The organism is Streptomyces sp. NEAU-174, from assembly GCF_052665095.1.
Genome location: NZ_JBQTCE010000003.1, coordinates 708,023 through 720,026 on the forward strand (window position 1 = coordinate 708,023; position 12,004 = coordinate 720,026).

Sequence of the window (12,004 nt, forward strand, 5' to 3'; positions counted from 1 at the left end):
CCCTCCTCGTCTGTGGTGGACCCCCGGCGGGTTACCGGCACCCCGCGGATCATGCATCCCCGGCGGGGCAGGATGGTCGGCGGCCCGCGCTCAGCGGCGGCGGGCCTGCGACTGCTCCGAGGCGAGCGGCTTGAGCGGGTCGTGCCCCAGGTTCATCATCCGGTGGCGCCAGTCGGCGTCCCCCGCCGTCGGGTCCAGGTCGTCGCCCCGCTCGGCGGTGACGGTGTCGACGACCCCGCGCATGACGCCGATGTCGTCGTCGGTGAGGTCCCCGCGCCGCTTGCCCAGCACCTCCAGCACATGGCGCCCGGTCTCCGGGCCCATCTCCTCCGGCAGCCTCTCGGTGACCTCACCGGCGGACTCGGTCATCAGCCATTCGTGCAGTTCGCGCGAGGTCATGTTCACCACCGAGTGAAACTGGTTCCAGACCTCGTCCAGCTCCTGCTCCGATATGTCCGCCATGGGCCTTCTCCCTCTTGTGCCTGCGGTCGGCTGTGGTTCGACAGCCAGGGCACTCCGGGTTGCCGCCGCTGACGCCACGAAACGGCCGTCCGACGGCGCCGCGGACGATCGACGACAGGTCAGGGCACTTCCAGCGGAGCGCTCAGCCGTCGTCGCGGAGTACCGGCCGCAGCGCCTCGATCACCGCGGGATCGTCGATCGTGGAGGGCAGCTCGGCGTCCCGGCCGTCGGCGATGTCGCGCATGGTGCGGCGCAGGATCTTCCCCGAGCGCGTCTTGGGCAGGGCGGCGACCACGTCGACCCGGCGCAGCGCCGCCACGGGGCCGATCGCCTCCCGGACGGCGGCGACGAGTTCCGTGGCGATGTCGTGCGGATCGCGGTCGAGGCCCGCCTTGAGCACGACGAGACCGCGCGGCACCTGCCCCTTGAGCGGGTCGGCGACGCCGACGACAGCGCACTCGGCGACATCCGGATGAGCGGCGAGCACCTCCTCCATCGCGCCGGTGGACAGCCGGTGCCCGGCCACGTTGATCACGTCGTCGACGCGGCCCATGACGTAGACATAGCCGTCGTCGTCCTTACGGCCGCCGTCGCCGGTGAGGTAGTAGCCGCTGTAGGCGGACAGGTACGAACGCACATACCGTGCGTCGTCCTGCCACACGGTGAGCAGCGTGCCGGGCGGCAGCGGCAGCCGGATCGCCACCGCGCCGTCGGCGCCCGGCGGCACGTCCCGGCCCGCCGCGTCGAGGATGCGCACGTCGTAGCCGGGCATGGGCACGGTGGGCGAACCGGCCTTGAGCGGGTGGGGCTCCAGGCCCATGGGGTTGGCGACGATCGGCCAGCCGGTCTCGGTCTGCCACCAGTTGTCGACCACCGGAACGCCGAGCAGATCGGTGGCCCAGCGGTAGGTCTCCGGGTCCAGGCGCTCGCCGGCCAGGAACAGATGGCGCAGCGATCCGATGTCATGGGCGTCCAGAAGCGCTCCGCGCGGATCCTCCTTCTTCACCGCGCGGATCGCCGTCGGCGCGGTGAACAGTGCCGTCACACGGTGTTCGGCGATCACCCGCCACAGCGCACCGGCGTCCGGAGTGCCGACGGGCTTGCCTTCGTAGAGCACGGTGGTGCAGCCGGTGAGCAGCGGCGCGTAGACGATGTAGGAGTGGCCGACGACCCAGCCGACGTCCGAGGCCGCCCAGAAGACCTCACCGGGGTGGGTGTCGTACACGTTCTCCAGGGACCAGCGCAGCGCGACCGCGTGGCCGCCGTTGTCGCGCACCACGCCCTTGGGCCGGCCGGTGGTGCCGGAGGTGTAGAGGATGTACAGCGGGTCGGTGGCGGCCACGGGGACGCAGCCGACCGGCTCGGCGGTCTCCATGACCCGGTCCCAGTCGAGGTCACGGCCGGTCATCTCCGCCGCGCACTGCGGCCGCTGGCGGATGACACAGTGCTCCGGCTGGTGTTCGGCCAGCGCGAGGGCATCGTCCAGCAGCGGCTTGTACGGCACGACACGGGCCGGTTCGATGCCGCACGAGGCGGCGATGACGAGCTTGGGACGGGCGTCGTCGATGCGCACGGCGAGCTCACGCGCGGCGAATCCGCCGAAGACGACCGAGTGGACGGCGCCGACGCGGGCGCAGGCCAGCATGGCGACGACAGCCTCGGGGATCATCGGCATATAGATCACGACGCGGTCGCCCTGGGCCACCCCGAGCCCGGTCAGCACTCCGGCGAACCGCGCGACCTCGTCACGCAACTCCCGGTAGGTGAACGCCGCCTTGCGGCCGGTGACCGGGCTGTCGTAGACCAGCGCGAGTTGGTCGCCGCGCCCGGCGTCGACGTGGCGGTCCAGAGCGTTGTGGCAGGTGTTCAACCGCCCGTCCGGGAACCACCGGTACAGCGGGGCCTCCGAGGCGTCGAGGGCCCGGCTCGGGGCGACGGTCCAGTCGATGGCACGGGCGGCGTCCAGCCAGAAGCCTTCCGGATCCTCCAGGCTGCGCCGGTACTCAGCCGCATAGCCGTCCTGCTTCGGCGCCTGCGTCATGTCGATGCCCCTTTGCTCGTTCCGTCCGCGCCCTGCCGCAGGGTCATTTCATCTTGCTGAAGCCGGCCATGAGGATGGCGCGGCACACATCGCGCAACAGCGCGTGGTACGTCGCCAGTGTGAGGGTGAAGGTGCCGCCGAACTCGACATGATGGTCCGCCAGCCCGCACCAGAGGGACGGAGCGACGGCCACGGGCCTGCCCTGAACGACCATGATCCTGGCTGACCGGCGGCACGCCTCCGCGCTGGGGAAGTCATCAACACCGGTGGGCGGGTGCGGACCGTGCTGCTCGGTGGAGCCCACGGGAAGCAGCACCGGTGCGTCCTGGGCCGCCAGTTCCGGGGTGTCCGGCTTGGCTGGACAGTACAGTCCAAGTTTGGGGTTGACAAGGGTCCCGGCGGACCCCGGATCCACGCATCGGGACGCACTGGACTGGTGCGTCCAGTGCAGAAAGAGGTGCTTGACGGTGACCCCCGCGCCCTCCCAGCCCGCCCGGCAAGGCAAGGGTCGCTCCCGCAACAGAGTGAAGATCCTCGCGGCGGCGAAGGCGCTCTTCCTGCGGGACGGCTATGACGGTGTGAACCTCGAACGGGTCGCCACCCAGGCCGAGGTCGCCCGGCAGACGGTCTACAACCAGTTCGGCAGCAAGGAGGCGGTCTTCCGCGCGGTGATGGAGCACCACTGGTCCAGCCTGCCGCTCGAAGACCTGTCGACGCGCCTCGAACAGAGTCTGGGGAGCGACGGTGACCCGGCCGGATTCCTGCGGCAGTTCGCCCAGATCCTGCTGACCTTCATCGAGGACACGGACCAGGTCGCCTTCACCCGGCTGGTGATCGCCGAGTCCCGCCGCAGCCCCTGGATCGCCGAGGAGTTCTACCGGGTCGGCAAGGAGCCGTTGACCAAGGCACTCGCCGACTGCCTACAGCGTCTGCACGAGACCGGGAAGATCGACTGCCCGTCCCCGGGACTGGCGGCACATCAATTCCTGGGACTCCTCCAGGAATTCATCATCTGGCCGCAGGTCATGGCGATCGGACCGGACGTCATGAACATCCCGCCGCTCGACGTGGTCGTCGAAGAGGGAATCGCCATGTTCCTCGATCGCTACGGTGTCCGCGACTAAGCCGCCTCATTGAAGTCCGGTGCGGTTCGGGTGCGCCCCGAAGGGGCGCGGGGCTGTGTCGATATGCGGCTCCGCCGCGTGGGCGCGACCACTGCCTGCGCCGGGCCGCTCGGCCGTGCCCCGGGCGGACCGAATATCTGTGGTGGCGAAATGAGAAATCTGCACGACCCGCGATGAAACTTTCTGAGATGATAGACGGAGCGTAATGCTTTAACATATACGTCCACCTGCGCCGTGCTACTGTTTCCTCCGGTTGCTGTTGTGGTTCCCAAAATCTTCAGATTCCGGGCTGGGTAATCATCGCGCGACACGGAGGCCGCAGAGCGCGGTCTCCGGGTACTGCTCACGCAGGGCCAGAAGGGCCCGTGGCCGAGAACATCGTCCCCGCCCGGAGCTGACACCCGCAGCGTGAAGCTGAGGCCCGCGCCGTGGAGTGCGAGCCCCCACTCGTACCGGACCCATTTTCGGCGTTTTTTCTGGCCCGTTCTTGCGATTCTCTGCACTGCTGAGTGCTGCGGAAATTCCTTGATGCGTGCCGCTTCCAGGAAGGTTCCGCATGAACCGCACACGTACGAACGACCGTTCCGCCCCTGCCCGTACCGGCAGTTCCGGCTCCCGGAAGGGCGGCAGCCGCTCAAGGGCCACTGTCTCCAAGCGCTCCGGTGGTCCGAGCCGTTCGCGCGGTGACGGGGGCGGCCGCCCCGTACCGCCGGGGGAGTTCGCCCCGCCGGTGACGAGCAGCCCCGCACTCCCCGCCGCCGAGACGTTCGCCGATCTCGAGATGCCCCGGCAGCTGCTGGCCACGCTCGTCGCCGAAGGGGTGACCGTACCGTTTCCGATCCAGGCGGCGACCCTGCCGAACTCCCTCGCGGGTCGTGACGTACTCGGCCGCGGGCGCACCGGATCCGGCAAGACCCTGGCCTTCGGCCTGGCGCTGCTGGCCCGTACGGCCGGCCGGCGGGCCGAGCCCCGGCAGCCGCTGGCGCTGGTGCTGGTGCCCACCCGGGAGCTGGCACAGCAGGTCGCCGATGCGCTCGCTCCGTACGCCCGCTCCGTGCGGCTCCGGCTGGCCACGGCGGTCGGTGGGATGTCGATCGGCAAACAGGCCGGTGCGCTGCGTGGCGGGGCGGAGGTGCTCGTCGCGACGCCGGGCCGGCTGAAGGACCTCGTCGAACGAGGCGCCTGCCGCCTGGACCAGGTCGGCATCACCGTCCTGGACGAGGCTGACCAGATGACCGACATGGGCTTCATGCCGCAGGTCACAGCGCTGCTGGAGCAGGTGCGCCCGGAGGGGCAACGGATGCTGTTCTCCGCCACCTTGGACCGCAACGTCGACCTTCTGGTCCGCCGGTACCTGGTCGACCCGGTGGTCCACTCCGTCGACCCGTCCGCGGCGGCGGTCACCACAATGGAGCACCATGTGCTGCATGTGCACGGCGCGGACAAGCACCAGGTGACAACGGAGATCGCGGCACGAGAGGGCCGCGTGATCATGTTCCTGGACACCAAGCACGCCGTCGACCGGCTCACCGGCCACCTGCTGGAGAGCGGTGTCCGGGCCGCCGCACTGCACGGTGGAAAGTCACAGCCGCAGCGCACAAGGACCCTGGCCCAGTTCAAGAAGGGGCAGGTGACGGTCATGGTGGCGACCAATGTCGCGGCACGCGGGATCCATGTCGACAACCTCGACCTGGTGGTCAACGTGGACCCGCCCAGTGACCACAAGGACTACCTCCACCGGGGAGGCCGCACGGCCCGCGCCGGCGAGTCCGGCCTCGTCGTCACCCTGGTGACGCCCGCCCAGCGCCGCGGCGCGGTCCGTCTCATGGCGGACGCCGGAATCCGCCCTCGGACCACCCAGGTCCGCTCGGGTGAGGCCGAACTGAGCCGCATCACCGGCGCGCGCACTCCGTCGGGCATTCCGGTCGCCGTCACGACAGCGGGGGTGGAGCGCCCCCAGCGCGGCGTCCCCGACTCCCGCGGTCGGCGCGGCCGTGCCGCGGGGGACCGCCGGACCGGCGCGGTGGCACACCATAAAGCTCGGCGGCACTCCGCCCTCGACGCGGCAGCTTAGGCCCTTCCTCGACTCAGGACTTTTGCCCGTTCCCCAGGAGGCACCTTTTGACGCTGGTCCAGACGACGCCGCACCCGGCGGATTCAGCCACCGAGACCGTGACCGACGCCATGGACGCGCCCGGCCCGCAGGTCTGGGACGACATGACCGTGGAGGTGGCCCTGTCCGTCATGGCCAGCGCCCGTTCCGGGCATCTGCTCGTCTACGACGAGGACGGCCAGTGTACGGGGCTGATCGCCCAAGCCCAGCTCAACGTCGTCCGCGGCAGTTCCGCGTACACGGACCGGGTCCGCCTGCGGGACATTTTCCGCCACGACGGACCGTTCACCTCGCCCATGACCACGATCGCCGAAGCCGAGCGCACGATGCGGCACGGGCGCCTCGCGGCCTTGCCCGTCATCGACGAGCAGGGCTGCGCCGTGGGCATTCTCGCCCTCTCACGCTGATCCGCCTTCCGCGCTCAGCCCCCTCCCGCCATCTGTGAGGCACCCATGCGCTGCGTCATCGCCCGTTTCCCGTTCGACCTGACCAGGAGCGGGGTGCTGGCGTCGATGAAGGGCGTCACGCCCGAGCTCGTCACGGGCGACTCCGTGATCATCGGCCGCCGCCAGTACCCCGTGAAGCAGGTGGGCCAGGTCATCACCGGGCAGGACCGTCGTGACTTCACCGCCGGTGAAGTCACCAGGGCCATGACCCGTCTCGGCTTCACGTGCCGAGCCCTCCCCGACACCCCACCCGCGCGCGGTCTCACTCCGCTCGAGGCAGCGTCGGCCCAGCTCGGCACCCCCGCTCCCCGGTAACCGGCGGGAGAGGCGAAAGCCGAGACCAGGACAGCGTCGAAGGGTCGAACGGGAAATGCAAGGGGAAACCGCCAAAGGTCGAGGGCTCGACCGGCACGTGCCGGTCGAGCCCTCGACGCTTTCGGTTCAGTGTCCGGTCGGCAGGACAGCGCCTCCAGGGCCGACCAGGGGTCCGTGACTCATGAGTCGGAGTAGCTGAAGTCGCCAACGGTCCAGGCGCTGACGTCCTTGATCGCGACGCGGTACATCCCCCCTGTCTCGGGAATCCCCATGCTTCCCTGCAAGATCCGGGCGACGTGGAAGTGCAGATGCGTGGGCGGCTCGCCGCGGTCGGGCCGGCCCTGTGTCTCGTCGGCGGTGAAGACGCCGGAGAAGGGGCCGAGGCGGTCCGAGTCCCTCAGGATCTCCGACACACGCTGCCTCCACACGGCTTCGGGAGCCAACCGACCGGTGATGACAGCGCCGCCGGTGACCACGGTCAGGGACATCTGGTTGCTCTTCTCGGACTCCACCATGGCGGCCACGTCAACGAGCAGTTCGTCAGCGTTCGACATGAGAGCCGATTTTATTCATCGGTCCGGCCCGCTGTACCCCACTGGACGCGGCGGCGAACGCACCGACGCCTCCCGCCGGGGTGCGGCCCTGAGCCGGGTCGGGTGACCAGGCGCACGCCCGCCGCTACGCGCCGTAGGTTACCGAGGACCCACGCAGGACAAAATCTATGCTCGCCAGAGTAGACATTGGCCAGTAAGCCGGTTAAGGTTTTTCTCGTAGACAGAGTCGAACGAGACCCGGCAGACACGAACTGGCGGGTAGAAGTACGTGAAGTTCGCAGGTCGGTGCGGCTGTCGAGTCGCGCAGCCAGGTAGTTCGCAGGAAGGCGACGGGACTGGCAGCCGCACCGCGCAGCCCGAAGTGGATGACTTGGCAAAGAAGGAGGAAGCGGACGCCATCAGGATCGCCCGGGCACGGGGAACCGGCCCGGGTACCGCAAGACCCGGATGGGAAGGTGGTCCCCGGTCACGCAACCGCGATCCCCGCGATCCCGCCCGCCTCGGGCGGCGTAGCGGAAGACAGAAGGTCGGCAGAGCAGTAGGGCCGACAGATGGTGTTGAATTTCCTTCGGGGCCCTGGTGCGCACGGCACCAGGGCCCCTCGACGCGTTGCTCAACGAGGTGAGAATGACAGCAGACAATCCGCTCAGTGGTCGTCTGGACGACGACGACTACCCCGCCTACACCATGGGCCGGGCAGCAGAGATGCTCGGCACCACCCCCGGCTTCCTGCGCGCCATCGGCGAGGCCCGCCTCATCACCCCGCTCCGCTCGGAGGGCGGGCACCGCCGGTACTCCCGCTACCAACTGCGGATCGCCGCCCGCGCCCGCGAACTCGTCGACGAGGGCATGCCGGTCGAGGCCGCCTGCCGCATCGTGATCCTCGAGGACCAACTCGAGGAAGCCCAGCGCATCAACGCGGAGTTCCGCCGCGCCGCGGCCGAACAGCACGACGACTCACCCTGAGGCTTCCGGACACAGTCAGCGCCACAGCACGGAACCGGATCCTGACGGCGCTGGCCCGCGCCCGACAACGAGATGTCACGGGCCGGGGTCAAGGCCGGTGAGACCGTCCGACCCGCACCAGACGACGTACCACCGGTAACCTGTCGCCCCGAAACCCCCCGCTTACCGACCTGTCGGGCCCACACCTGGCAGCGGCAGGCATCGGCGGTCAGGATGACCGAGACGATTCACTCAGCGACGTGGTGACGCGTCACCCGCTACACATTGAAGCGGAACTCCACCACGTCCCCGTCCCGCATCACATAGTCCTTGCCCTCCATGCGCGCCTTACCGGCCGCGCGGGCCTCGGCCACGGAGCCCGTCTCGACCAGGTCCTCGTAGGAGATGACCTCGGCCTTGATGAAGCCCTTCTGGAAGTCGGTGTGGATGACACCGGCCGCCTCCGGGGCCGTGGCGCCCTTCTTGATGGTCCAGGCGCGGGACTCCTTGGGGCCGGCGGTGAGGTAGGTCTGGAGGCCCAGGGTGTTGAAGCCGACGTGGGCGAGGGTGGCGAGGCCGGGCTCGTCCTGGCCCACGGACTGGAGGAGCTCGAGGGCCTCGTCCTCGTCGAGCTCGGCGAGGTCGGCCTCCAGCTTGGCGTTGAGGAAGATCGCCTCGGCGGGGGCGACGAGGGCGCGCTGCTCGGCCTTGAAGGAGTCGTCGGTGAGCTCCTCCTCGTCGACGTTGAAGACGTAGAGGAAGGGCTTGGTGGTGAGCAGGTGCAGCTCGTGGAGGAGGGCGGCGCGCTCGCTGCCCTGGACGATGCCGGCGGAGAAGAGGGTGCGGCCCTCGTCGAGGATGGCCTTGGCCTCCTCGACGGCCTTGACCTGGGGCTGCTTGTCCTTCTTGATCCGGGCCTCCTTGACCAGGCGCGGCAGCACCTTCTCGATGGTCTGGAGGTCGGCGAGGATCAGCTCGGTGTTGATCGTCTCGATGTCGCTCTTCGGCGAGATCTTGCCGTCGACGTGGACGACGTTCTCGTCCTTGAAGGCCCGGATGACCTGGCAGATGGCGTCCGACTCACGGATGTTCGCCAGGAACTTGTTGCCCAGGCCCTCGCCCTCCGAGGCGCCCTTGACGATGCCCGCGATATCGACGAAGTCGACGGTGGCGGGCAGCTTGCGGGCCGAGCCGAAGATCTCGGCGAGCCGGTCCAGGCGGGGGTCGGGGACGCCGACCACGCCGACGTTGGGCTCGATGGTGGCGAACGGGTAGTTGGCCGCCAGCACGTCGTTCTTGGTGAGGGCGTTGAACAGGGTCGACTTGCCGACATTCGGCAGACCGACGATTCCGATCGTGAGCGACACGTTGACGACTTCCCGTAGCTTCCCGTGGCGGGGATGTGAGTACCGATGACGGGCCCCGGTGGAGCCGGGGCCGGTCCACCAGTCTACGGGGCCGCCCTCGATCACCCGGCCGGGCTGACAATCGGTCGAACACACTGCCAAGGTCCTGCGAAGGGCGTGTCCAAGACCGGATTCTCGCCCTCCGGCGACCTACGTTGGTCGGGTGGAGCATTACAGCACGCGTACGCCCCGCCGCGCGGCGGCACCGTCGCCCCGTCCCGCCGCCGACGACACATATCCGGGCAGGGGCAGGGGCAGAGGCACGGGTCAGGGCCGGGGGCAGTCCGGCGGCGCGGCCCGGGCGCCCCGGCCCGCCGCACGCCGTACGGGGCCGTCCGGAGCGGCCGCGGCGCTGCCCGCCGTCCTGCGGCGGGCCCGGGGGCTGTCCCTCCCGGACCCCCGGCTGACCGGGCTGGGTGCGGGGCTGCTGACCACGCTCACCATGCTCGGCATCGGCTGCCTGGACGCGCTGCTGCTCTCCGGCTCCCCCACCGTCTACAGCGTGCTCTTCCTGCCCGCCTGCGCGGCCTGCGGGCTGTGGGTGCGGCCCGCCGATCTGCTGGCGGCGCCGGTGACGGCGCCGCTGGCCTACACGGTCGGGCTGCTGCCGATCAACGAGGGTTCGGCGGGGTTCAGCGGACAGGCGGTGGGGGTGTTCACCGCGCTGTCGCTGCAAGCGGGCTGGCTCTACGCGGGGACGCTGCTGACCGTGGTGATCGTGCTCGTACGGCGGGCCCTGCTGTTCACCCGGCGTCGCCGGCAGCAGCGGCCGCGGCCATCCCGGCACCCACGATCCCCGCGTTGTTCTGAAGCTGCGCCGGCACGATCCCGGCCCTGACGCCCTCGATCAGCGGCAGGAACTTGTCCGCCTTACGGCTCACCCCGCCGCCCAGCACGAAGAGCTCGGGAGAGAAGAGCATCTCCAGGTGGTGGAGGTACTTCTGCACCCGGCGCGCCCAGTGCGGCCAACTGAGGTCGTGATCGTCCTTGACCTTGGTCGAGGCGCGCTTCTCCGCCTCGTGGCCGTCCAGCTCCAGATGGCCCAGCTCGGTGTTGGTGAGCAGCTGCCCGTCGGTGAAGACCGCGCTGCCGATGCCGGTGCCGAGGGTGAGCACGATCACGGTGCCCTTGACGCCGCGGGCGGCGCCGAACGTCACCTCCGCGACCCCGGCCGCGTCCGCGTCGTTCAGCACCGTGACCGGGCAGTCCAGCCGCTCGACGAGGAGCGAGGCCAGATCGGTACCGATCCAGCTCTTGTCGACATTCGCGGCGGTAAGGGTGACACCGTCCTTCACCACGCCCGGGAAGGTCACCCCGACCGGCCGCCCGGACCAGTCGAAGTGCCGGACGACCTCCACCACACCGTCCAGGACCGCCTCGGGCGTGGACGGATGCGGGGTGAGCACCTTATGGCGCTCTTCGGCGAGCTCACCCCGGTCCAGGTCGACCGGGGCGCCCTTGATGCCCGAACCGCCGATGTCGATGCCGAACACCTTCACCGCGGACGCCCCCGTGTCCCCCTGGCCGTACGTCACCGCTGCGACCCCTCGGGCCGGCCGGCGACCGCCGACGCCTCCGGCTCGCCGGAGGCCGCGGCGACCTCGGCGGCCGCGGCGACCTCGGCGGCCTCGGCCCGCAGGTCCCGGCGCAGCTCCTTGGGCAGCGAGAAGGTCAGCGACTCCTGCATGGGCTGGACGACCTCGACATCGCCGAAGCCGCGCTCGGCCAGCCACTCCAGGACGCCCTCGACGAGCACGTCGGGAACGGAGGCGCCCGAGGTCACGCCGACCGTGGTGACGCCCTCCAGCCATGCCTCGTCGATCTCGCTCGCGTAGTCGACCAGATGGCCCGCCTTGGCGCCCGCGCCGAGGGCGACCTCCACCAGCCGCACCGAGTTGGAGGAGTTCTTGGAGCCGACCACGATCACCAGGTCGGACTCGGCGGCCACCTGCTTGATGGCGATCTGGCGGTTCTGCGTGGCGTAGCAGATGTCGTCGCTGGGCGGGCTGATGAGCCGCGGGAAGCGCTCCTTGAGCGCGTCCACGGTCTCCATGGTCTCGTCGACCGAGAGGGTGGTCTGGGAGAGCCAGACGACCTTGGACTCGTCCCGCACCTCGACGTTCTTCACATCGTCGGGGCCGTCGACCAGGGTGATGTGCTCGGGGGCCTCACCGCTGGTGCCGATGACCTCTTCATGGCCTTCATGGCCGATCAGGAGGATGTCGTAGTCCTCCTTGGCGAACCGGACTGCTTCCTTGTGGACCTTGGTGACCAGGGGGCAGGTGGCGTCGATGGTGGCCAGCTTGCGCGTGGCGGCCTCCTCGTGGACCACCGGCGCGACACCGTGCGCCGAGAAGATCACGATGGAGCCCTCGGGCACCTCCTCCGTCTCGTCGACGAAGATGGCGCCCTTCTTCTCCAGGGTCTGGACGACGTACTTGTTGTGGACGATCTCCTTGCGCACATAGATCGGCGCGCCGTACTGCTCCAGGGCCTTCTCGACGGCGATCACGGCACGGTCGACACCGGCACAGTAGCCACGGGGGGCCGCGAGCAGGACCCGGCGGGCGGAGGTTGCAGTCATGTCCCCCATGGTAG

13 protein-coding genes are annotated in these 12,004 nt (G+C 69.6%); 6 read left to right on the plus strand and 7 right to left on the minus strand.

Annotated features, from left to right (window positions below; genetic code table 11):
• Positions 1-90: 90 nt before the first annotated feature.
• The 3 genes from ACT2CW_RS12520 to ACT2CW_RS12530 all read right to left on the minus strand — a co-directional run bounded on the left by ACT2CW_RS12520 (position 91) and on the right by ACT2CW_RS12530 (position 2,918).
• Positions 91-462 carry a DUF3140 domain-containing protein gene (locus tag ACT2CW_RS12520; protein WP_191067411.1) on the minus strand — a complete coding sequence of 124 codons (372 nt, stop codon included), beginning with the start codon at positions 460-462 and terminating at the stop codon, positions 91-93.
• A 142-nt stretch (positions 463-604) separates the two neighbouring features.
• Positions 605-2,503, minus strand: a complete 1,899-nt coding sequence (locus ACT2CW_RS12525) for a propionyl-CoA synthetase (protein WP_445516566.1) — start codon at positions 2,501-2,503, stop codon at positions 605-607.
• Between the two features lie 43 nt (positions 2,504-2,546).
• Positions 2,547-2,918: a creatininase family protein gene (locus tag ACT2CW_RS12530; protein WP_445516567.1), complete on the minus strand. Its 372-nt coding sequence runs from the start codon at positions 2,916-2,918 to the stop codon at positions 2,547-2,549.
• A 52-nt stretch (positions 2,919-2,970) separates the two neighbouring features.
• Here ACT2CW_RS12530 and ACT2CW_RS12535 point away from each other — a divergent pair, with 52 nt between their 5' ends.
• The 4 genes from ACT2CW_RS12535 to ACT2CW_RS12550 all read left to right on the plus strand — a co-directional run bounded on the left by ACT2CW_RS12535 (position 2,971) and on the right by ACT2CW_RS12550 (position 6,501).
• A complete protein-coding gene (locus ACT2CW_RS12535; RefSeq protein ID WP_445516568.1) occupies positions 2,971-3,627 on the plus strand; it encodes a TetR/AcrR family transcriptional regulator in 657 nt (218 codons plus the stop codon).
• 556 nt (positions 3,628-4,183) lie between these two features.
• Positions 4,184-5,701 carry a DEAD/DEAH box helicase gene (locus ACT2CW_RS12540; RefSeq protein ID WP_445516569.1) on the plus strand — a complete coding sequence of 506 codons (1,518 nt, stop codon included), beginning with the start codon at positions 4,184-4,186 and terminating at the stop codon, positions 5,699-5,701.
• Between the two features lie 47 nt (positions 5,702-5,748).
• Complete coding sequence (locus ACT2CW_RS12545) at positions 5,749-6,147, plus strand: CBS domain-containing protein (protein WP_445516570.1); 399 nt, start codon at positions 5,749-5,751, stop codon at positions 6,145-6,147.
• 45 nt (positions 6,148-6,192) lie between these two features.
• A complete protein-coding gene (locus tag ACT2CW_RS12550) occupies positions 6,193-6,501 on the plus strand; it encodes an SCO5918 family protein (RefSeq protein WP_445516571.1) in 309 nt (102 codons plus the stop codon).
• A 179-nt stretch (positions 6,502-6,680) separates the two neighbouring features.
• Here ACT2CW_RS12550 and ACT2CW_RS12555 read toward each other — a convergent pair whose 3' ends face one another.
• Entirely contained in the window at positions 6,681-7,055 is a 375-nt protein-coding gene (locus tag ACT2CW_RS12555) for a hypothetical protein (RefSeq protein ID WP_164429824.1), read from the minus strand.
• 627 nt (positions 7,056-7,682) lie between these two features.
• Here ACT2CW_RS12555 and ACT2CW_RS12560 point away from each other — a divergent pair.
• Positions 7,683-8,021: a helix-turn-helix domain-containing protein gene (locus tag ACT2CW_RS12560; protein WP_164429822.1), complete on the plus strand. Its 339-nt coding sequence runs from the start codon at positions 7,683-7,685 to the stop codon at positions 8,019-8,021.
• Between the two features lie 257 nt (positions 8,022-8,278).
• Here ACT2CW_RS12560 and ychF read toward each other — a convergent pair whose 3' ends face one another.
• Positions 8,279-9,367 carry a redox-regulated ATPase YchF gene (ychF, locus tag ACT2CW_RS12565; protein ID WP_182473380.1) on the minus strand — a complete coding sequence of 363 codons (1,089 nt, stop codon included), beginning with the start codon at positions 9,365-9,367 and terminating at the stop codon, positions 8,279-8,281.
• Between the two features lie 202 nt (positions 9,368-9,569).
• Between ychF and ACT2CW_RS12570 the strand changes: the two genes are divergently transcribed.
• The gene (locus ACT2CW_RS12570; protein WP_432048970.1) at positions 9,570-10,244 is read left to right on the plus strand and encodes a DUF6542 domain-containing protein; all 675 of its coding nucleotides are present in this window, start codon (positions 9,570-9,572) and stop codon (positions 10,242-10,244) included.
• Here the strand turns inward: ACT2CW_RS12570 and ppgK are convergent.
• Together ppgK and ACT2CW_RS12580 are read right to left on the minus strand one after the other, a co-directional pair.
• Positions 10,150-10,905 (minus strand): polyphosphate--glucose phosphotransferase, encoded by a 756-nt coding sequence (ppgK, locus tag ACT2CW_RS12575; protein ID WP_445516677.1) that lies wholly within the window; start codon positions 10,903-10,905, stop codon positions 10,150-10,152. The genes ACT2CW_RS12570 and ppgK overlap by 95 nt on opposite strands.
• Before the next feature lie 32 nt (positions 10,906-10,937).
• Entirely contained in the window at positions 10,938-11,999 is a 1,062-nt protein-coding gene (locus ACT2CW_RS12580) for a 4-hydroxy-3-methylbut-2-enyl diphosphate reductase (RefSeq protein WP_445516572.1), read from the minus strand.
• Positions 12,000-12,004: the final 5 nt, after the last annotated feature.

Coding starts and splice junctions, on each gene's coding strand:
- ACT2CW_RS12520 (WP_191067411.1), bottom strand. CDS start 462: ATGGCGGACATATCGGAGCAGGAGCTGGACGAGGTCTGGAACCAGTTT.
- ACT2CW_RS12525 (WP_445516566.1), bottom strand. CDS start 2,503: ATGACGCAGGCGCCGAAGCAGGACGGCTATGCGGCTGAGTACCGGCGC.
- ACT2CW_RS12540 (WP_445516569.1), top strand. CDS start 4,184: ATGAACCGCACACGTACGAACGACCGTTCCGCCCCTGCCCGTACCGGC.
- ACT2CW_RS12550 (WP_445516571.1), top strand. CDS start 6,193: ATGCGCTGCGTCATCGCCCGTTTCCCGTTCGACCTGACCAGGAGCGGG.
- ACT2CW_RS12555 (WP_164429824.1), bottom strand. CDS start 7,055: ATGTCGAACGCTGACGAACTGCTCGTTGACGTGGCCGCCATGGTGGAG.
- ACT2CW_RS12560 (WP_164429822.1), top strand. CDS start 7,683: ATGACAGCAGACAATCCGCTCAGTGGTCGTCTGGACGACGACGACTAC.
- ACT2CW_RS12580 (WP_445516572.1), bottom strand. CDS start 11,999: ATGGGGGACATGACTGCAACCTCCGCCCGCCGGGTCCTGCTCGCGGCC.